General features: G+C 71.7%; 19 protein-coding genes. 8 read left to right on the top strand and 11 right to left on the bottom strand.

What is annotated here, in order from left to right:
- Nucleotides 1-25: 25 nt before the first annotated feature.
- Nucleotides 26-793 (bottom strand): arginyltransferase, encoded by a 768-nt coding sequence (locus Q7A36_RS24460; RefSeq protein ID WP_305106380.1) that lies wholly within the window; start codon nucleotides 791-793, stop codon nucleotides 26-28.
- Between the two features lie 69 nt (nucleotides 794-862).
- On the bottom strand, nucleotides 863-3,325 hold the full coding sequence (locus tag Q7A36_RS24455; RefSeq protein WP_305106379.1) for a penicillin acylase family protein: 2,463 nt from the start codon (nucleotides 3,323-3,325) through the stop codon (nucleotides 863-865).
- A 101-nt stretch (nucleotides 3,326-3,426) separates the two neighbouring features.
- Between Q7A36_RS24455 and Q7A36_RS24450 the strand changes: the two genes are divergently transcribed.
- Both Q7A36_RS24450 and Q7A36_RS24445 read left to right on the top strand, forming a co-directional pair.
- Nucleotides 3,427-4,350, top strand: a complete 924-nt coding sequence (locus tag Q7A36_RS24450; protein WP_305106378.1) for a dihydrodipicolinate synthase family protein — start codon at nucleotides 3,427-3,429, stop codon at nucleotides 4,348-4,350.
- Nucleotides 4,351-4,476: 126 nt separating this feature from the next.
- Entirely contained in the window at nucleotides 4,477-5,526 is a 1,050-nt protein-coding gene (locus Q7A36_RS24445) for a zinc-dependent alcohol dehydrogenase family protein (RefSeq protein WP_305106377.1), read from the top strand.
- 21 nt (nucleotides 5,527-5,547) lie between these two features.
- Here Q7A36_RS24445 and Q7A36_RS24440 read toward each other — a convergent pair whose 3' ends face one another.
- The 6 genes from Q7A36_RS24440 to Q7A36_RS24415 all read right to left on the bottom strand — a co-directional run bounded on the left by Q7A36_RS24440 (nucleotide 5,548) and on the right by Q7A36_RS24415 (nucleotide 9,309).
- Entirely contained in the window at nucleotides 5,548-5,703 is a 156-nt protein-coding gene (locus Q7A36_RS24440; protein WP_305106376.1) for a hypothetical protein, read from the bottom strand.
- A gap of 173 nt (nucleotides 5,704-5,876) precedes the next feature.
- Nucleotides 5,877-6,062, bottom strand: coding sequence for a hypothetical protein (locus Q7A36_RS24435; protein WP_305106375.1), 186 nt, complete (start codon nucleotides 6,060-6,062; stop codon nucleotides 5,877-5,879).
- 131 nt (nucleotides 6,063-6,193) lie between these two features.
- Nucleotides 6,194-6,517 carry an I78 family peptidase inhibitor gene (locus tag Q7A36_RS24430; RefSeq protein ID WP_305106374.1) on the bottom strand — a complete coding sequence of 108 codons (324 nt, stop codon included), beginning with the start codon at nucleotides 6,515-6,517 and terminating at the stop codon, nucleotides 6,194-6,196.
- A 5-nt stretch (nucleotides 6,518-6,522) separates the two neighbouring features.
- A complete protein-coding gene (locus Q7A36_RS24425) occupies nucleotides 6,523-8,034 on the bottom strand; it encodes an aldehyde dehydrogenase family protein (RefSeq protein ID WP_305106373.1) in 1,512 nt (503 codons plus the stop codon).
- Nucleotides 8,035-8,096: 62 nt separating this feature from the next.
- Nucleotides 8,097-8,414, bottom strand: coding sequence for a hypothetical protein (locus Q7A36_RS24420; RefSeq protein WP_305106372.1), 318 nt, complete (start codon nucleotides 8,412-8,414; stop codon nucleotides 8,097-8,099).
- A 151-nt stretch (nucleotides 8,415-8,565) separates the two neighbouring features.
- Entirely contained in the window at nucleotides 8,566-9,309 is a 744-nt protein-coding gene (locus Q7A36_RS24415; protein WP_305106371.1) for a GntR family transcriptional regulator, read from the bottom strand.
- Nucleotides 9,310-9,410: 101 nt separating this feature from the next.
- On the opposite strand from Q7A36_RS24415, the gene Q7A36_RS24410 reads away from it, so the two are divergent.
- The 6 genes from Q7A36_RS24410 to Q7A36_RS24385 all read left to right on the top strand — a co-directional run bounded on the left by Q7A36_RS24410 (nucleotide 9,411) and on the right by Q7A36_RS24385 (nucleotide 16,744).
- Nucleotides 9,411-10,892, top strand: a complete 1,482-nt coding sequence (locus tag Q7A36_RS24410; protein WP_305106370.1) for a malonyl-CoA decarboxylase domain-containing protein — start codon at nucleotides 9,411-9,413, stop codon at nucleotides 10,890-10,892.
- Between the two features lie 21 nt (nucleotides 10,893-10,913).
- On the top strand, nucleotides 10,914-12,239 hold the full coding sequence (locus Q7A36_RS24405) for an SLC13 family permease (RefSeq protein ID WP_305106369.1): 1,326 nt from the start codon (nucleotides 10,914-10,916) through the stop codon (nucleotides 12,237-12,239).
- Nucleotides 12,240-12,328: 89 nt separating this feature from the next.
- Nucleotides 12,329-13,534, top strand: coding sequence for a CaiB/BaiF CoA transferase family protein (locus Q7A36_RS24400; RefSeq protein WP_305106368.1), 1,206 nt, complete (start codon nucleotides 12,329-12,331; stop codon nucleotides 13,532-13,534).
- Nucleotides 13,535-13,679: 145 nt separating this feature from the next.
- Nucleotides 13,680-14,522 (top strand): alpha/beta fold hydrolase, encoded by an 843-nt coding sequence (locus tag Q7A36_RS24395; protein WP_305106367.1) that lies wholly within the window; start codon nucleotides 13,680-13,682, stop codon nucleotides 14,520-14,522.
- A 324-nt stretch (nucleotides 14,523-14,846) separates the two neighbouring features.
- The gene (locus Q7A36_RS24390) at nucleotides 14,847-15,614 is read left to right on the top strand and encodes an acyltransferase (protein WP_305106366.1); all 768 of its coding nucleotides are present in this window, start codon (nucleotides 14,847-14,849) and stop codon (nucleotides 15,612-15,614) included.
- A gap of 83 nt (nucleotides 15,615-15,697) precedes the next feature.
- Nucleotides 15,698-16,744: an alpha/beta fold hydrolase gene (locus Q7A36_RS24385; RefSeq protein WP_305106365.1), complete on the top strand. Its 1,047-nt coding sequence runs from the start codon at nucleotides 15,698-15,700 to the stop codon at nucleotides 16,742-16,744.
- Here the strand turns inward: Q7A36_RS24385 and Q7A36_RS24380 are convergent.
- From Q7A36_RS24380 to Q7A36_RS24370, 3 genes are all read right to left on the bottom strand, one after another.
- Complete coding sequence (locus Q7A36_RS24380) at nucleotides 16,722-17,516, bottom strand: SDR family NAD(P)-dependent oxidoreductase (protein WP_305106364.1); 795 nt, start codon at nucleotides 17,514-17,516, stop codon at nucleotides 16,722-16,724. The two genes, Q7A36_RS24385 and Q7A36_RS24380, sit on opposite strands and share 23 nt — an antisense overlap.
- A gap of 73 nt (nucleotides 17,517-17,589) precedes the next feature.
- Nucleotides 17,590-18,651, bottom strand: a complete 1,062-nt coding sequence (hemB, locus tag Q7A36_RS24375; RefSeq protein WP_305106363.1) for a porphobilinogen synthase — start codon at nucleotides 18,649-18,651, stop codon at nucleotides 17,590-17,592.
- Entirely contained in the window at nucleotides 18,651-19,967 is a 1,317-nt protein-coding gene (locus Q7A36_RS24370) for an O-acetylhomoserine aminocarboxypropyltransferase/cysteine synthase family protein (RefSeq protein ID WP_305106362.1), read from the bottom strand. Before Q7A36_RS24370 ends, hemB begins: the two co-directional genes overlap by 1 nt.
- Between the last annotated feature and the right edge of the window lie 177 nt (nucleotides 19,968-20,144).

Raw genomic sequence — 20,144 nt, 5'->3', positions numbered from 1 at the left:
TGGCGCCACTCAGGCGCCGGTCGTTCTACCCCGCCGTCTCCGGCACCACGGGCGCCTCGGCGGGGATCATCTCCTCCTCCAGCACCCGCCAGATGCCGCCCGTGAGGACCTCGCTCGGGCGGAAGCGGCTCTTGTAGGACATCTTCCGGCTCTCCGGGACCCAGTAGCCCAGATAGACGAAGGGCAGGCCGAGCACCCGCGCCCGGGCGATCAGCCAGAGGATGGCCCAGGACCCCAGCGAGCGCCGCGCCTCCGCCGGGTCGTAGAAGGAATAGACGGCCGAGAGCCCGTCGCTCAGCCAGTCCGTCAGGCAGGCGCCGAGCAGCCGGTCATGCGCGTCGCGGAACTCCACCATGCCCGTGGTGATCGGCGTGTCCTCGACCATGGCGCGGTAGTCGTAGAAGCCCATCGCCGCCATGTCGCCATCGCCGTGCCGCGCCTGCTGGTAGCGCTGGAAGAGCTGGAACTGCTCGGCGGTCGCGCGCGCCGGCATCTCGAAGCCGGCAAGGTCGGCGTTGATCTTCTGCAGCTTCCGCTGCGCCCGGTTCGGCTCGAATTCCGGCGCCAGGATGCGGATCGGGACGCAGGCGTTGCAACCGGGGCAGACCGGCGAATAGGCGATGTTGTGGCTGCGCCGGAAGCCGGCGCGGGACAGGCGGTCGTGCAGCGCCTCCGCCTCCGGCCCGGTCAGTTCGGTCACGATCTTCCGCTCCGTCCTGCCGGCCAGGTAGGGGCAGGGCAGCGGCGCGGTGGTGTAGAAGAACTGCGGACGGCGATTGGGACGGTGCAGCATCGGCCAATGCAGTGTCGGGGTGGGGAGCGCTGAAATCAACCACTTCGATGCAACGAGGTTCGCCGGGAATCAAGGATCCAGGCGGATTCGCCCGCGCAGCTCCTCGGGCGCCCGTCGCAACGTGATCATGGCGCCGTCCCGCCAGCGGGCCAGCAGGTCCCCCCAATGGGCGGAGGCGGGATTGCCGGACTGGCCGGTGGCGATGACCGCGAGCGTCCGGTCGGGGTCGGCGAGGTCGGCGACGAGCCGCAGTCCGGCACCATGCACGTGCTCCCAGGGGTTCGGCCCGGCGCCGCGGATGCCGCCGCGCATCACGGTCCATTCGTCGCCGCCCGTCGCGGCGGCCAGGGTGGTGAGCGGCCCGAGGCCGGGGAGCATGCGCAGGATCGGGTGGCCGAACTGCGCGACATGCACCCGCCCCCAGCGCCAGGCCGCCGGGTCCGGCCCCTCGGTGACGGTCAGGCCCTCGACCGCCTCCCGCAGCGCGCGGCCGGCAAGCGCGGCGCAGTCGCCGCCGCACCAGGCGGCGCCGCCTCCGTCGGGCGCGAGCACCTGGCGGAGGAACTCCGCGCGTGGCCGCACCGTGCCCTCCGGCACCCCGCCCTGCGCCAGGGCCAGCCGGCCGACCGCGGCGATCCAGGCATTGAAGACGAGGCCCTCCGGCCGGTCGGCGGCGACGTCGCCGTCCCAGGCCAGCAGCAGGTCGAGGGCCGCCCCGGCCGCGCCCTCCGGCCGGGGGATGCGCCGCAGCAGCGCCCCCGGCCCCAGCAGGTCCTGCGCGAAGGCGGAGACGGTGTCGCGCTGGATGGCGACGAAGCTGGCAACGTCGTGCCGCGGCCGCGCCGCCAGCAGCGTGCCGAGGCGCCGGAAGCGCCAGTCGTCGGGCCAGTCGCGGCCGAGGAAGACCGGGCTGTCCGGCGGCACCGGGCGGTTGTTGGCATTGGCGATGGCGCCGCTCGCGGGGTCCTCGACATGCGGCATGGCATCGAAGGGGATCCAGCCGGTCCAGTCATGGCTGCCGTCCCAGCCCGGGGCGGGCAGCATGCCGTCGCCGGCGCGGCGGATCGGGGTGCGTCCCGTGAGGTACATGCCGATGCGGCCATGCCGGTCGGCGGCCATCAGGTTCTGCGGCGGGCTGGAGATCAGGGCGGCGGCCGCGCGTGCCTCGGCGAGGCTCCCGGCCCGGTTCAGCGCCAGCAGCCCCGCCGCGGCGGTATCGGCCGGCGCCAGATTGGCCATGGCGACGGCGAGGACCCGGTCGGCGGGCGGTGCGTCATCGAGGTCGGAGACCACCGGCCCGTGCCGCGTCTCCCGCACCCGCAGCGTCACGGGCTCGGCGCCGCGGATGCGGATCACCTCCTCCCGCACCGCGAAGGGCTTCGGGCCATCCGGCGTCTCATAGGCATCCCGCCCGGCCAGGCGTTCGACGAAGACGTCCTGGGTGTCGGAGGTGGTTGTCGTGAAGCCCCAGGCGAGGTCGGCATTGCGGCCGATGACCATCAGCGGCACGCCCGGGCTGGTGGCGCCGGCGAGCAGGCGCCCGTCGGCCAGGTCGATCCGGGCGAGGTACCAGAGGATGGGCGCCTGGAAGCCGAGATGCGGGTCGGAGGCGAGCAGCGGCGCCCCTGTCGCCGAGCGGCCGGGCCCGACCGTCCAGGCATTGCTGGCCGAGGCGGGGAGGGTGCCGGGCTCCGGGAAATGCGGCAGGGCCGCGGCCAGGCGCGCGAGGTGCCCGGGATCCACCGCCGCCAGGTCCGGCCGGCCGGGGCTGGCATCCTCCGGCCAGAGCTCGCGCTGCCGCTCCGGCGGCAGGGTGGCGGCGAGGCGGGCGCGGGTGATCTCGCTCTGCCAGTTGGCCGAGAGCCAGATGCCCATGACCTTGGCCCAGAGCAGGCTGTCCGCTGGCTTCCAGGGCTCCGGCGCGCCGAGGGCGAGGAATTCCGGCGCGGCGAAACGGCCCCGGGCGGCTATCCAGGCATTCACCCCAGCGGCATAGGCCTCGAGCAGGGCGCGCGCACCGGCGGGCAGGGTGGCGAGGTCCGCCTCCGCCCGGCGGGCGAGGCCGAGGGTACGGACGAAGCGGTCGGCGCGGAGCGTGGCGGTGCCGGCGATCTCCGACAGCCGGCCGGAGGCGCCGCGACGCATCATCTCCATCTGGAACAGCCGGTCCCGCGCATGCAGCCAGCCCAGCGCCATGGCGGCATCCGCCTCGGTGCGGGCGGCGATACGGGGGATGCCGTGCTGATCGAGCGTGACGATGACGCGGGCGGAGAGGCCGGGCAGGCGAAGCTCGGCATTCTGCGCGGGCAGCGTCCACCAGACGGCGCCGGCGGCGAGCCCGGCGGCCGCCAGCGGCAGCGCCAGCAGGCCCAGCAGGATCCGGCGCGGCCAGCGCCAGGGGCTCCGGCGCGGCGGGCGGGTCAGCGGGCGGCGGCCGCGGCGCGGCCCGGTCGGGTGCGGATCATCGGCCGGACCATGCCCGCGCGCCGCCGCCGCGTCCATGCGCGCGGTGCCGGCCGGTGGCGATGTCACGTCCCGGTCACCGGCCGGGCGGGCCTTGACCGCCGCCGCGCAAGGCGCAGAAGCGGGGCATGCAGGAAGGCCGGGCGGACCGGCCGCGCGGAGGAAATCGCATGGCCAAGGCGACCGCCTACCGGGGCGTCTTCCCGGTGGTGCCCACCATCTTCGACGCTACCGGCGCCCTCGACCTTGAGGGGCAGAAGCGCTGCGTCGACTTCATGATCGATGCGGGGTCGGAGGGGCTCTGCATCCTGGCCAACTTCTCCGAGCAATTCGTGCTCGAGGACGCCGAGCGGGAGCGGGTGATGCAGGCCGTGCTGGCGCATGTCGCCGGGCGCGTGCCGGTGATCGTCACCACGACGCATTTCAGCAGCGCGGCCTGCGCCGAGCGCAGCCGGCGGGCGCAGGAGTCCGGGGCGGCCATGGTGATGGTCATGCCGCCCTATCACGGCGCGACGATCCGGGTGGGGGAGGCGGCGATCTTCGACTTCTTCCGCCGGGTCTCGGAGGCCATCTCGATCCCGATCATGATCCAGGACGCGCCGGTCGCCGGCACGACGCTCTCGGCGCCCTTCCTCGCCCGCATGGCGCGGGAGATCCCGAACGTCGCCTATTTCAAGATCGAGGTGGCGCAGGCCGCGGCCAAGCTGCGGGAGCTGATCGCGCTGGGCGGCGAGGCGGTGGTCGGCCCCTGGGACGGGGAGGAGGCGATCACGCTGCTCGCCGACCTCGATGCCGGGGCGACGGGGTCGATGACGGGTGGCGGCTTCCCGGACGGCATCCGGCAGATCACCGATCCCTATCTCGCCGGCGACCGGGAGGCGGCAGTGGCGGCCTATGCGAAGTGGCTGCCGCTGATCAATTACGAGAACCGGCAATGCGGGCTGCTCGCGGCCAAGGCGCTGATGGAGGCGGGCGGCGTGATCCGCTGCGGCGCGCCGCGGCACCCCCTGCAGCCGCTGCATCCGGCGACGCGGGAGGGGCTGCTGGACGCGGCGCGGCGGCTCGACCCGCTGGTGCTGCGCTGGGGGAAATAGCCACGCCCGCGTCGTGAGCGCCCCTCGAGGGGCGCTCGACGCCGTCGAAGGCGCCCGAACGCGCCTTCCGGCGCCCGCTGACGCGGTCTAGCATCCGCGGCAACGACAGCGATCAGGAGGAAACGCATGCACGGCATCGTGTTCACGGGCGACCGGGAGCTGGAGATCATGTCCTTCCCCGACCCCACGCCGGGCTTCGGGGAGGTGGTGCTGGAGATGAAGGCCTCCGGCATGTGCGGCAGCGACCTGAAGCAGTACCGCCGGCCGCGCGGCCTGCGGCAGAACAACGGCCTCGCCACCGCCGACGGGCCCGTCATCGCCGGGCACGAGCCCTGCGGCGTCGTCGCGGCCGTGGGCCCGGGCGTCGATCCGCGCCAGGCCAAGATCGGCCAGCGCGTCATGGTGCACCACTACCAGGGCTGCACCACCTGCAACCACTGCCGCACCGGCTGGCAGCAGCTCTGCCAGAAGACCTCGGTCAAGGTCTATGGCAACAACGCCCATGGCGGCCATGCCCAGTACATGGCGGTCCCGGCCAATACGCTGGTCCCGCTGCACGAGGCGCTGAGCTTCAAGGCGGGCGCGGCCATCTCCTGCGGCACCGGCACGGCCTGGGGCGCGCTGCGGCGGATGAACATCTCCGGCAACGACACCATCGCCATCTTCGGGCAGGGGCCGGTCGGCCTGTCCGCGACCCAACTGGCGACGGCGATGGGCGCGCGGGTCATCGCGCTCGACATCTCGCCGCAGCGGCTGGAACGCGCGAAGCAGTTCGGCGCGGCGGACGCGATCAACCCCTCCAACGTCGATCCGGTGGCGGCGATCCGAGACCTGACGCATGGCCTCGGCGCCGACCTCACCCTCGACACCTCCTCCTCGCCGCAGGCGCGCATCCAGGCGATCCGCGCGCTGAAGGTTTGGGGCACCTGCTGCTTCGTGGGCGAGGGCGGGGAGGTCACGATCGACGTCTCGCCGGACATGCTGCGGCGGCAGGCGACGGTCATCGGCTCCTGGACCTTCTCCTCGGTCGGACAGGAGGAATGCGCGCAGTTCATCGTCGACCGCGGCATCACGGTGGACGACCTGTTCACCGAGGAATGGCGGCTCGACCAGGCGGAGCAGGCCTATACGCTCTTCGACACCCAGACCAGCGGCAAGGGCGTCTTCCTGCTCTGAGGCCTTCCGGGACCGGCGCCCTCAGTCGCCGGTCCAGGCCAGGTGGTCCGGCGCCGCGGCGGCGGGTGCGCCCCCGGGCAGCAGGACGACATGGGCACCGACGATCAGGGCGAGGACCGCGAGGTTCGCCAGGATCAGCAGCACCGGGATGCGGCCGGCGGCGCGGCGGGGCCTCACCGGACCGCTCCGGGCCTGCGGCCGGCGATGCGCGCGCAGCCGCCCTCGCGCTGCGTGGAATGGCTGGTCTGCATGGCGCTCGCTCCTTCACCTGTCGCGGCGAGACTGGCGCGATCGGCGGGCGGCGTCCGTGCGGTGGCGCACCTCCCGCAGCACCGGCCGGCGGGCGCGGATCACTCCGCCGGATGCCCCATCGGCGTCGCGGCGATGGCGGCGATGCGGTCGGGCGTCGCCAGCATCTCGAGGCCGCCGAGGAGGGCGAGCATGACCATCGGCACCAGCAGGAGCGACCGCGGCCATCCGGCGCGCAGCCCGCTGGGGTGACGGTCGGGCCGGTAACGGATTGGGGTGATCATCATCGTCGTTCTCTCCACGCCTTCCTGGCGTGGGAAGTGTCCCGGTGACATCCGCCGCGGCGCCATGCGCAAACGCACATAGTATGCAATACAAGCGCGGAATGGTCCGCGGCCCGGCCGCGGGACGGCCGGGCTCAGCCGCAGATCACCCGCTCCACGCGACCGTCGCGCAGGAGGATCGTCGCGCGCTCCGGCCGGTAGTCCCGCGTCATGGGCTGGCCGGGGCCGGCGACGCGCGCGGTGCGGATGCCCGGCATCCGCTCCATGGCCGCGATCGCCTCCTGCTCCGTCAGCCCGGCCAGCGCCGCGAGCCCGGCCTGGTGCGCGGCGCAGCCGCCGGTGCCGGGCGGGCCGGCGGTCTGCGCCTCCGCCGCGGCGACGGCGGCGGCCAGGATGAGGGCCGCCGCGAGCCAGGCGCGCGCCGGGCCGAGCCTGGCTAAGCCGGCGCGCAGCGCCATGACCCTCAGGCCATGTTCACCATAATGGTCTTCTTGTGCATGAAGTGCTCCAGCATGGCCTCCAGCGAAGCCTCCTTGCCGAGGCCGCTGCTCTTCACGCCGCCATAGGACAGGTTGGCCTGCACCACGAGGTTCTGGTTGATCTGCACCAGCCCCGCCTCCAGCCGGTGCGCGAGATCCAGGCCGACCTTGAGGTTGTTGGTCCAGAGGCTGGCGGCGAGGCCGTACTCGCTGTCATTCGCCTCGGCCAGCACGGCCTCCGGGTCGTCGAAGGGCGCGATGACGGTGACGGGGCCGAAGATCTCCTCGCGCACCAGCCGGCTGTCCTTGGTCAGGCCGGTGAAGATCACGGGCTGGATGAACAGGCCCTTCTTCAGCGCCGGGTCCTTCGGCATCGCGGAGCACACATGCGCGGTCGCGCCCGGGGTCTTCGTGCCTTCCTCGATGAAGCCGCGCACCTTCTCGAGCTGCCCCTCGCTGACGATGGTGCCGATATCGGTCTTCTCGTCCAGCGGGTCGCCCATGACCATGTTGTCGACGGCCGACGTCATGGCCTGGACGAAGCGGTCGAAGATCGGCCGCTCGACATAGATGCGGCTCGCCGCCGTGCAGCTCTGGCCCTGGCGGGTGAAGCGCATGGAGGTCAGCGCGCCCGACACTGTCTTGTCGAAGTCGCAATCGGCGAAGACGATCATCGGCGACTTGCCGCCGAGCTCGAGCGTGACCGGCACCAGCTTCTCCGCCGCCGCGCGGGCGACGATCTTGCCGGTCTCGACCGAGCCGGTGAAGGTCACCTTGCGGACCTTCGGGTGCTCGACCAGCGGTGCGCCGCAGTCCGGGCCGAAGCCCGAGAGGATGTTGAAGCAGCCCGCCGGCAGCACGCGGTTCATCAGCTCGCAAATGCGCATGACCGCGAGCGGCGCCTCCTCGGCGCTCTTGACCACCACCGTGTTGCCCGCCACCAGCGCCGGCGCGACCTTCAGCGCCATCAGCAGCATGGGCACGTTCCAGGGAATGATGGCGCCGACGACGCCGAGCGGCTCGCGCACCGTCACGCTCAACACGTTGGGCGCGAAGGGCACGCTCTCGCCCTTCAGCTCGGAGCCGAGGCCGCCGAAGAACTCGAAGATGTCGGCGACCACGCCGGCCTCGACCCGGCTCTCCGTCCGCAGCGCCTTGCCGGTCTCGAGCGCGATGAGCCGCGCCAGCTCCTCCTGGTGCTCCTTCAGCAGGGCGGCGCACTGGTAAACGAGCGCGCCGCGCTTGCGCGCCGGCACCTTGGCCCATTCCTTCTGCGCGCGGGCGGCGCTCCGGACGGCGGTGTCCACGTCATCCGCATCGCCCTCGGCGGCGCGGGCGACCTCGATGCCGGTCGCCGGGTTCACCACCGCGAAGGTCTTGCCGTTGCGGCCCGGGACATAGCCGCCATCGATGAAATGGAAGCCGGACAGCGCCTTCGCCAGCGCGAAGGGGTCGAGGACCGGCTCGGCGGGGGTGGGATGCGGGCGGTCGAGCATGGCGTTGCCTCCTCAGCGGTCGGCGGACCATGGCGCCGGGGAGGGGCGCGGGCAAGGGAGGGTCAGCGGAGCCTGCCGCGCCAGGCCAGGGATTGCCGGTTCAGCCCCGGCAGCAGCCCGGGCTCCGCGGCGATCCGCGCCGCCGCCGCGACGGCCGCCTGCAGCTGCGCCGGCGTCAGGTGGCGGATGGCCGGGCGCCGCACCGCCGCGTCCCAGCGGCCGCCGAGCGCCGCGTCCAGGCAGACCCGCATGAAGCAGTGGTCCCGCCGGATCGGCCAGCGCTGCGCCACGGCCATGCCGGGCAGGACGCGGCGGGTCAGGTCCAGCCAGCGGGCCAGCAGGGCGGCGCGGTCGGGATCCGGGTCCTCGGGCGGCGGCATGGCGGGCCAGCCGCGCGATCCCGCCAGCCACCTTGTATATTGGGCGAGCCGATTCAGACCTTCGGGCCATCCGGCCATCCGGCCATCCGGCCATCCGGCCATCCGGCCATCCGGCCATCCGGCCATCCGGCCCTTCGGTCATCGGCATGCCTCAGCCCGGCCCGCGCATGGTGGCGGCGAGGCTGGCGCCGGCCGCCAGCATATGCGCCCGCATCTCCCGCCCGGCCGCCTCGCCATCGCCGCGCAGCACCTCCCGCAGCACCGCCTCGTGCTCGGCGAAGCTGCGGCGCAGCCGGTCCGCGCCGTGGAACTGCGCCCGCCGGAAGGGGGCGAGGCGGAGCCGCAGCGCCTGCGCATGCTCGGCGAGGAAGGCATTGTGGGTGCAGCGATAGAGGGCCGAGTGGAAGTCCCGGTTCAGCGCGTCGTAGCCGCCGACATCGCCGGCCGCGACCACCGCCGCCGAACGCTCGTGCAATGCCTGCAGCGCGATTCGCTCGGTCGCCGTCATGCGGTGGGTGGCGAGGCGGGCGCACATCGCCTCGGTCTCCGCCATCACCTCGAACATCTCGCCGAGGCGTTCCATGGTGAGCGCCGCGACGCGCACGCCGCGGCGCGGCTCGATGGTCACCAGCCCGGCCGCGGCCAGGTCCCGCAGCGCCTCCCGCACCGGGGTACGGGAGGCGCCGAAGCGCTCGGCCGCCTGCTGTTCCTCGATCTCGGTCCCGGGTGGCAGGCGGCCGGCGATGATCTCCTCGGCCAGGGCCAGGCGGATGCTCTCGGCCAGCGTCGTGGCCGCCGCCACGAGCGGCACCACCCGGGCCTCCTCCGCGTTCCCCTCGCGCGCCATGCCGCCCGTTCCGTCCTGTCCCGCGGCGAGGCCCGTGGGCTTCGCCATGAATATACAGAAACCGTCTTGTCAGGTCGTCAAGCATACTGACACAATCGGAAACACATCGTGTGTATACCAGAACGGGCCAGCAGGCCCTTGGAGCGAGCATGCAGGACGTCGTCGCGAGTGCCCCGCCCAGCCCCTCCGCCCTGCCCGAGACCCGCACCTGGCTCGAGCGCCTCTGGTCCAGCATCGCCGAGCGTGGCCGCCCCTATGCCGATGTCCCCTCCGAAGGCCTGCCGCCGCTCGAGCGCGCGCGCCGCCTGGCCCGCTCGCTCCTCTCGGAGCGCGGCGAGGCCTCCGGCGCCGCGGTGGCGCGCGAGCTGCACGACGCGGTCTGCGGCCTCGCGGGCGAGGACCGCCTCGGCTTCTTCCGCTTCCTGGTCGAGGATTTCGGGCCGGAGCCCGAGCGCCTGCGCAAGGCGGCCGAGACCTGGCTGGCCACCCCGACCATCGAGGCCGCGGCGCGCCTTGCCGAGGTCGCCGAGGCGCCGCGGCAGGAGCTGCTGCGCCGGATGAACCTGGCCCCCGGCGGCACCCATGCCCTGGTCACGCTGCGCGAGGAGCTGACCGGCCTGACCAAGTCCGAGCCGGTGCTGAAGGTGCTGGACAGCGACCTCCGGCACCTCTTCGCCTCCTGGTTCAACCGCGGCTTCCTGGAGTTGCGCCGGATCGACTGGCAGACGCCGGCCGCGGTGCTGGAGAAGCTGATCCGCTACGAGGCGGTGCACGAGATCCAGGGCTGGGAGGACCTGCGCCGGCGGCTGGAGGCGGACCGGCGCTGCTTCGCCTTCTTCCACCCCTCCCTGCCGGGCGAGCCGCTCATCTTCGTCGAGGTCGCGCTGGTCAAGGGCATGGCCGAGGCGGTGCAGCCGCTGCTCGCGCGCGACGAGCCACCGGGCAGCGCGAAGGATGCCGACACGGCGATCTTCTATTCCATCTCCAACTGCCAGGAGGGGCTGCGCGGCATCTCCTTCGGCAATTTCCTGATCAAGCAGGTGGTCGAGGAACTGAAGGCCGAGCTGCCGCAGCTCACGCGCTTCGCCACCCTCTCGCCGGTGCCGGGCTTCCGCCGCTGGCTGGAGCACGAGATCGCCGGCGCGCCGGAGGGCGGGCTCTTCCGCGCCGAGGAGGCCACCGCCCTCGGCGGCACCGGTCCGGCCGAGGCCTTCAAGGCCATGACCGAGGGCGCCTGGTGGACCGACGAGGCGAAGCGGGAGGCGCTGCGGGCGCCGCTGCTGCGGCTCGCCGCCACCTACCTGACGCGGCCCAATTCCGGCACGGGCGGCATCGACCCGGTGGCGCGCTTCCACCTCGGCAACGGGGCGCGGCTGGAGCGCATCAACTTCCTCGGCAATACCGGCGGCCGCGGCATGCGCGAGAGCTACGGGGTCATGGTGAACTACCTCTACGACCGCGAGCATATCGAGGCGAACCACGAGCGCTTCGTGCATTCCGGCCAGGTCGTGCGGTCCGCCGGCGTGGACGGGCTGCTGAACCTGCCGCGCCTCGCCCCCGCCGCCCCGTCGCGTTCCGCCTTCGCGCGCCTGCTCGGCGGCGAGGAGAAGTCGCCACCCAGGCCCAACTGAAAAACACCGGGAGGAAACGCCATGTCGCCGCAAACGGCCACCATCCTCGGGTTGGTGGCGATGTTCGTCATCGCCACCGCCCTGCCCATCAACATGGGCGCGCTCGGCCTCGCCATGGCCTTCCTCATCGGCACCACCCTGGTCGGCATGACGGCCAACCAGATCATCGCCGGCTTCCCCGGCGACCTCTTCGTCACGCTGGTCGGCATCACCTACCTCTTCGCCATCGCGCAGAAGAACGGGACGATCGACTGGCTGGTGCACCAGGCGGTGCGGGCGGTGCGGGGGCGGATCGCCGCCATTCCCTGGATCATGTTCGGCGTGGCGGCGGCGCTGACGGCTGTGGGCGCGGTCTCGCCGGCCGCCTGCGCCATCCTCGCCCCCGTCGCGCTGCAATTCGCTCGGCAATACAAGATCAGCCCGCTGATGATGGGCCTGCTGGTGATCCATGGCGCGCAGGGCGGCGGCTTCTCCCCCATCTCGATCTATGGCGGTATCACCAACCAGGTGGTGGCGCGCTCCGGCCTGCCGGTCGGCGAGACCTCGCTCTTCCTGGCGAGCCTCTTCTACAACCTGCTCTGCGCCGTCGGCGTCTTCCTGGCCTTCGGCGGGCGCGACCTGCTGGGCCGGCGGGCGATGCCAGACGGCGTGACGGGCGACGAGCACGGCCCCGTGGGGCTGCCCATGTACGGCCACGGCACCAGCGCCGATGCGGCGATCGCGGCGCCGGCGCATCCGGCCCTGGCGCGGCTCGACCTGCAGCAGATGGCGACGCTGGTTGGCCTGGCGGCGCTGGCCGTGGGCGCGCTCGCCTTCAACATGAATGTCGGGCTGGTCGCGGTGACGGTCGCCGTCGTGCTGACGCTGCTCGCGCCTTCCGAGCAGAAGGGGGCGGTGGACAAGATCGGCTGGTCCACCATCCTGCTGGTCGGCGGCGTCATCACCTATGTCGGCGTGCTGCAGAAGTCGGGCGCCATCGACAGCGTCGGCCAGGGCGTCTCCGGCATGGGCGCGCCGCTGCTGGCGGCGCTGCTGCTCTGCTACATCGGCGGCGTGGTCTCGGCCTTCGCCTCCTCGGTCGGGGTGCTGGGCGCCATCATCCCGCTCGCCGTGCCCTTCCTGCAGCAGGGGCAGATCGGGGTCGCCGGCATGATCGCGGCGCTCGCCATCTCCTCCACGGTGGTGGACGTCTCCCCCTTCTCGACCAACGGCGCCCTGGTGGTGGCCAATGCGGCGCCGGAGGAGCGGGACAGTGTCTACAAGAGATTCCTCATATACAGCATCCTGGTGGTGCTGGCCGGCCCGCCGCTGGCCTGGCTGATCTTCATCCTGCCGGGCTGGATGTAGGGGAGGGGCCTCGCTTCGCCCACCTATGAAGCCTCGCCCGTCTGGTGCATGACATGGCAGAGACGACGACACCCCAAGGGGAGCAGACGATGCAGGAAACCAGGGGCCCGCTGACGGGCATCCGCGTCCTCGACCTCACGCGCGTGCTGGCCGGTCCGACCTGCACCCAGATGCTGGGCGACCTCGGCGCCGAGATCATCAAGATCGAGCGGCCCGAAGCCGGCGACGACACCCGCGGCTTCGCCCCGCCCTTCATCCCGAACACCAAGGAATCCGCCTATTTCGTCGGGGTGAACCGCAACAAGAAGTCGGTCACCGTGGACATCGCCAAGCCCGAGGGCCAGGCGCTGGTCCTGAAGCTGCTCGAGCACTGCGACATCCTGGCCGAGAACTTCAAGGTCGGCGCGCTGGCCAAGTACGGCCTCGGCTACGAGCAGTTGAAGGCGAAATTCCCGAAGCTCATCTACTGCTCCATCACCGGCTTCGGCCAGACCGGCCCCTATGCCCCGCGCCCGGGCTATGACGCGCTGATCCAGGCCATGGGCGGCGTCATGTCCCTGACCGGCGAACCCAATGGCTCCCCGCAGAAGGTGGGCGTGCCGGTCGCCGACCTCTTCGCCGGCCTCTATGGCTGCATCGGCATCCTCGCCGCGCTGAACCACCGCAATGCGACGGGGGAGGGGCAGCAGATCGATATCGGCATGCTGGACACCCATGTCGCCTGGCTGGCGAACCAGGGCATGAACTACCTGGCGACGGGGGAGAATCCGCCGCGCCTCGGCAACCAGCACCCGAACATCGCGCCCTACCAGGAATTCCCCTCGAAGGACGGCTACATCATCCTCGCCGTCGGCAACGACCCGACCTTCGAGCGCTTCTGCAAGGCCTTCGGGCAGGAGCACCTGCTGAGCGACCCGCGCTTCGCCACCAACGCCATCCGCGTGCAGAACCGCCAATTGGTGACGGACACGCTGACGCCGGTCATGAAGTCGAAGACCACGGCCGAGTGGATCGAGGCGCTGGAGGCGCTCAAGATCGGCTGCGGCCCGATCAACACGCTGGAGCAGGTCTTCGCCGACCCGCATGTGAAGGCCCGCAACATGGTGCTGGAGATGCCGCACCCGACCGGCGAGACGGTGAAGGTCATCGCCAACCCGGTGAAGCTCTCCGCCACGCCGCCGACCTATCGCAGCGCGCCGCCGGTGCTCGGCCAGCACACCGCCGAGGTGCTGGGCGGGCTGCTGGGCCTGGGCGAGGCGGAGATCGCCGGGCTGAAGGAGAAGGGCATCACCTGACCGTCACGGGGCGGACCGTCCCGGCTTGAGGCAAGGCAAGGACCCCGGCGGAAGCCCGGGGCAGGGTGCGCGGAAGGCAGGTCCGGACTGCCCGCGCACCCCGCGGTAGGAGGGGAGCGTCCAGCACCAATCGAGAGGGTCCCTGATGCGCCGCAACCGCCTGCGCTACCTCCTGCCGCAGGGCTTCTTCACCCTGGCCTGGACCGAATGGGGGCCGGATGACGGCCGGCCGGTCATCTGCGTGCATGGCCTGACCCGCACCGGGCGTGACTTCGACGCGCTGGCCGCGGCGCTGGCAGCGGAGGGGCGCCGGGTCCTCTGCCCGGACATGCCGGGCCGCGGTGCCTCGGACTGGCTGCCGGACCCCGCCCTCTATGTCGCCCCGACCTACAATCTCTGCCTCTCGCACCTGCTGGCGTGGCTGGAGGGGCCGGTCGACTGGGTCGGCACCTCGCTGGGCGGCATCTGCGGCATGCTGCTGGCCGCGACGCCGGGCCATCCGATCCGGCGGCTGGTGCTGAACGACATCGGCGCGCATGTGCCCAAGGCCTCCATCGCGCGGATCGGCGAATATCTCGGCCATGCCATGGAATTCCCGGATCTCGAGGGGCTGGAGGGGCATCTGCGGGAGGCACATGCACCCTTCGGCGCGCTGACCGATGCCGAGTGGCGGCACATGGCCGAGACCTCCGCACGCCCGGCGGCGGGCGGGCGCGTCGCGCTGCACTACGACCCGGCGATCGTCACCGCCTTCCGCGCGGTGGAGCCCGCGGATATGGACCTGACGGCGGTGTGGTCGCAGGTGACGGCGGAGGTGCTGGTGCTGCACGGCGCCGAGAGCGACCTGCTGCTCGCCGAGACGGCGCGCGCCATGGCGAGGCGGCCGGGCGTTCGGACGGTGGAGATCCCGGGCTGCGGCCATGCGCCGGCGCTGATGCATGCCGACCAGATCGGGGTGGTGGCGGAGTTTCTGCGTTCGGGCCTTTAGACGCGTCGCGAGCGGTCTGCCGCGGACATCGATCAAGGCTCCGCAAGACCGGTGCGGGCCGCGCGCCGGCGCGCGCCGGCTCGGGTCATCACGGGGCGAGCCTCCGCCGCGCCCCGATGTCCAGAATGCGGCAACCATCGGCTGGCAAGCGACCGGAATGCTGCCTGTCTCGCGCTGATGGCGCGGCAGGCCCGCTCCCCCTTGCGGCGGAGCCATTGCACCGGTCGGAGATCGTCTGTGACCCCAGGACATGCTGTTGCATCCGTGCCGGATGGGCAGGCTTTCGGCAGGCTGTGGCGTGATGGTGGACGGGGTGTTCCGGCATTGATCGGGCGGCCGGGATTCGCGACGCCGGATCTTTCGTCCCTGGTCCGGCATGCGGCATCCGACCTGGCGGGGCAGCCGAATCTCCAGATTGAGGGTGCCCATCCCGCCGCCGGGAACTGGATCTTCGCACCGCCCGGATTCCGCCCGCCCTTCAACCTGCGCATCGTCTTCAACGCCAAGACGAGCGGCAACGTCATCGTCTTCGCCGAAGGCGCCATGCCCTTCGGCACGATCAAGCTGGCAGGACAGGATGCTCTCCTGGTCTTCGGCGGCGACATGCGCTTCCCGAGCCACTTCGACGTCAACATCAACGGCCGGGACAACACCTTCTTCTGGGGCCGCTACGGCAGCTCCAACGGCCTGCATGCCAACATCGAAGGGCCGGGATGCGGCGTGGTCATCGGCGAGGACTGCATGGTCGCCAAGGGCGCCAGCATCTACACCTCCGACGTGCATCCGGTCATCGACATGGACACCTCGGAGTGGTTCAACCCGCCCGGCGACGTGGTCGTCGAGCCGCATGTCTGGCTGGGCATGGAGGCCCTCATCCTCAAGAAGACGGCAATCGGCTTCGGCGCGATCGTCGGGGCGCGGTCACTCGTGACCCGCGACGTGCCGCGGCGCGCGCTGGTGTCGGGATCGCCGGCCAAGGTCCGGCGGACCAATGTGAGCTGGCTGCGGCCCGGGGTCCCGAACCCGAGGCTGATCGAGGAACTGAAGGCGACGGAAGCGGCGTTCCTGGCAGGTCACGCCGAATCGTCCTGAAGGCGGAAGACCGCCTGGACGTCAGGCCGGCCGGCCGCTTCGCGCCCGCGTGCCGACGCGCCGCCGACCATGGAAAACGGGGCGTGGCGAATACCTTTTCCCTGCTTTGCGTTCCCGCTGGCATGGTGCCCTTCCATCCCCGCCCGCCCTGGCTGACCGGCCGGCTGCAGACCATTCGCGCGCTGCGCTGGCCCATCGCCGCGCCGCTGACCGAGGGGCATCGGTTATGGCTGCCGCTCGCGGATGGCGATGCGCTGGCCGCGATGCTGCACTTTCCCGCGCGGCCCGCGCGGCCCATGCCGCTGGCCGTGCTGGTCCATGGCCTCACGGGCAGCGAGGACGATCCCTATCTGCGGGAGGCCGCGCATGGCCTGCTGCGCCGCGGCTTCCGCGTGCTGCGGCTGAACCTGCGCGGCAGCGCGCCGAGCAACCCGCGCAGCACCAGCCACTACCATATCGGACGGTCGGAGGACCTGGCGCAGGCCCTGGCCGCGCTGCCGGAGACGCTGACGCGCGACGGCGTGGTGGTCGCGGGCTGGTCGCTGGGCGGGGCGCTGACCCTGCTGCTGCTCGGGCGCCTGACGGAGACGCCGGGTATGCCGCGCATCCTGGCCGGCGCCGCCATCGGCGCGCCGCTGCAGCCCGAACTGGCGCATGCGACCATCGATGCCAACCCGATCCTCGGCCGCGCCCTGCTCGCGCTCTACCGCCGCGAGGTGCTGGCTGTGCCGGCGAAGGACCTGCCGCCCGCGCTACGCAAGGCGGCACGGGAGGCGCGCTCGCTCCGGGAATTCGAGGCGCGGGTGACCGCGCCGCGCTTCGGCTATCCCTCCTATGGCGTGTTCTGCGAGGTGAACCGCCCGGCCGCCGTGCTGCCGCGCATCCGCGTCCCCACGTTGGTCATGCTGGCGGCCGACGACCCGCTGGTGCCGCTCGCCTCCATGGACGGCATCGCCTGGGCGGACTGCCCGGCGGTGCTGCCGCTGCCCGTCGCGGGCGGCGGGCATTGCGGCTTCTACGACCGGCGGGCAGAGGCGATGTCGGTGCGCGCGCTCGCCGCCTTCTTCGAGGGCGCGGCGGAAGGGCGGCCCGCCGCGCTGCCGGACCTCAGAATCCCGGCCGCGGCGTGAGCTCCATCATCACCTGGTCGAGCCCGCCATCGACCAGCAATTCCGCCCCGTTGACGTAGCTGCTGCGCGGCGAGGCGAGGAAGGTCACCGCATCGGCGATGTCCTGCGGCGTGCCGATGCGGCGGCTGGGCAGCATCTTCTCCCGCCGCTCCTTCACGTCGGGCTGCTGGTAGAAGCTTTCCGACATCGGCGTGCGGATGAAGCCGGGGCTGACGATGTTGCTGCGGATGCCGTCCGGCCCCCATTCCAGCGCGAGCTGGCGCGACAGCATGGCGACCGCGGCCTTGCTCGGCGAATAGGCGCCGCTGCGCGGCTGCGGGTTGGACGCCGCGATGGAGGCGATATGCACCATCGCGCCGCCGCGGCCGATCATCTGGTGCCGGAAGGCCTGGGCGCAAAGCAGATAACCCGTGAGGTTCACGGTGAGCAGCGTGTTCCACTCCTCGAGCGGCAGGCTCGCCAGCGCGCCCGGCCGCAGGATGCCGGCATTGTTCACCAGGATGTCCGCCGGCCCGATGCGGTCGGCGCTGGCGAGCGCCGCGTCGGCGATGCTGCCTTCGCTGCCGGTGTCGCAGAGAATGGCGGTGACGCGCCCGCCGGCATCGAGCAATTGCCGCTCGAGCGAACGCAGCGCATCCATCTCGCGGTCCAGCAGCGCGACGGCGCAGCCCGCATCGACGAAGGAGGTTGCGATGGCGCGGCCCATGCCACCGGCGGCGCCGGTGACGATCGCGATCTTGCCCCCGAGGCCAAGCCAGTCGGTATTGCTCATATCCACCCTCCCGGTCCCGCCGAATGAGACGCATCCGGGACGGAGGAGGTCAAGGCCGTATGGCGGTGCGCGGTCAGCCCGCGCGCAGGCGTTGCGCAGCCTCCACGGCGAAATAGGTGAGCACGCCATTGGCGCCCGCGCGCTTGAAGCCCATCAGGCTCTCGAGCATCGCGCGCTCATGCTCCAGCCAGCCGTTGTTCACCGCCGCCATGATCATCGCGTATTCGCCGCTCACCTGATAGGCGAAGGTCGGCACGCCGAACCTGTCCTTCACGCGCCGGACGATGTCGAGATAGGGCATGCCCGGCTTGACCATGACCATGTCGGCGCCCTCGGCGAGGTCGAGCGCGACCTCGCGCAGCGCCTCGTCCGAATTGGCGGGATCCATCTGGTAGGTCTTCTTGTCGCCGCGCAGCGCCTTGCCCGACCCGAGCGCGTCGCGGAAAGGGCCGTAGAAGGCGCTGGCGTATTTCGCCGCGTAGGACATGATGCGCGTGTCGACGAAGCCCCGCGCGTCGAGTGCCGCACGGATGGCGCCGATGCGCCCGTCCATCATGTCGGACGGCGCGATGACGTCGATGCCCGCCTCCGCCTGGTTCAGCGCCTGCTTCACGAGCACCGCGACGCTGTCGTCGTTGTGGACATAATCGCCGCTGCGGGTCCCGCGGATCACGCCGTCATGCCCGTGATCGGTATAGGGGTCGAGCGCGACGTCGCCGACCAGCCCGACCTCGGGATAGGCGCGCTTCAACTCGCGCGCGGCGCGGCAGATCAGGTTGTCGGGGTTCAGCGCCTCGGTGCCCTCGGCATCCTTCGCGCCGGGCGGCGTCGCCGGGAAGATCGCCAGCGCCGGCACGCCGAGCGCGACCGCCCGCTCCACATGCTTCGCCACGCGGTCGACGGTGACGCGCACCTGGCCGGGCATGGAGGCAACCGGGCGCTCCTCGTTCGTCCCTTCGACGACGAAGATCGGCCAGATCAGGTCGTCGACCGAGAGCGTGTTCTCGGCGACCAGCCGCCGCGTCCAGGCGTCGCGGCGGTTCCGCCGCATCCGCACGGTGGGGTAGGCGCCGGGGGAGGGCGCCTCCTCCCGGATGTCGAGTTGCCCGAGGGCCGTCCTGCGATCCGCGTTCATCAGCCTGCCGCTTTCAGGGCCTGGTCCAGGTCCGCGATGATGTCGTCGATATGCTCGATGCCGATGGAGAGCCGGACATAGCCCGGCGTCACGCCGGTCTGGGTCTGCTCGTCCTCGGAAAGCTGGCTGTGCGTGGTGCTGGCGGGGTGGATCGCCAGCGACCGCGCATCGCCGATATTCGCCACGTGGTAGAACATCTGCAGTGCGTCGATGAAGTGCTTGCCCGCTTCCGCGCCGCCCTTCAGCTCGAAGCCCAGCAGCGCGCCGTAGCCGCCCCTGAGATAGGCATCGGCCCGGCGCTTCGCCTCGCCCGCCTGCACGCTCGGGTGGATCACCTTCGTCACGCTCGGCTGTTCGCTCAGCCAGGCGGCGACGCGGATGGCGTTGGCGCAATGCCGCTCCATGCGCAGCGGCATGGTCTCCAGCCCCTGGATGAACATGAAGGCGTTGAAGGGCGACATGGCGGCGCCGAGGTCGCGCAGCAGGCAGGTCCGCATGCGGAGGATATAGGCGATCGGGCCCAGCGGCTTCACCGCCTGCGTCCACACCGCGCCGTGATAGGACGGGTCCGGCGTGTTCAGCGTCGGGAAGCGCGCGGCATGCGCCTCCCAGTCGAAATTGCCGCCATCCACCACTATGCCGCCGATGGAGGTGCCATGGCCGCCGATGAACTTGGTGGTGGAATGCATCACGACGGCCGCGCCGTGCTGCAGCGGCCGGCAGATCACCGGCGCCGCGGTATTGTCCATGATCAGCGGCACGCCGAGCTTGCGGCCGATCGCCGCGACCTCGCCTATGGGGAAGACCTGCAGCTTCGGGTTCGGCAGCGTCTCCGCGTAGTAGCAGCGGGTGCGGCTGTCGGTCGCGCGGCCGAAGGCCTCCGGATCCGCGGGATCGACGAAGCGGACCTCGACGCCCATGGACTTCAGCGTATTGGCGAAGAGGTTCCAGGTGCCGCCGTACAGATCGGTGGAAGAGACGATGTTGTCGCCCGGCGTCGTCAGGTTCAGCACGGAGAAGGCGGTCGCCGCCTGGCCGGAGGCGACCGCGAGCGCCGCGACGCCGCCCTCGATCGCCGCGATGCGCGTCTCCAGCGCATCGGTCGTCGGGTTCATGATGCGGGTATAGATGTTCCCCAGCTCCTGCAGCCCGAACAGCCTCGCGGCATGGCCGGTATCCTGGAACTGGAAGCTGGTGGTCTGGTGGATCGGCACGGCGACGGAGCCGGTGGTCGGGTCCGCCCGGTGGCTGCCGCCATGCAGCGCCAGGGTCTCGGGGCTGGTCCAGCTCGGCTTGGCCATTCTGCGATCCTCCATGGGGATTTTCGTGCAGAGTCGTGCCATTTTCCGAGGGGGCACGGAAGGGGGAGCACGGCCGGCGCGACCCGGCCGCTCGCGGTTGGAGGATGCGCTGTGCTGCGGCACACGCCGCGACGCGCCCAGGGCGACACGGGGCGCGACGGCATGCGCGATGGTTGCGCTCTCGGACCGCGC

It is taken from the genome of Paracraurococcus lichenis (assembly GCF_030657435.1).
In the GTDB taxonomy this organism is placed as follows: Bacteria; Pseudomonadota; Alphaproteobacteria; order Acetobacterales; family Acetobacteraceae; genus Paracraurococcus; species Paracraurococcus lichenis.
Note: the sequence above shows the minus strand (reverse complement) of the source record. Positions and strands in the feature narration are given on the sequence as shown.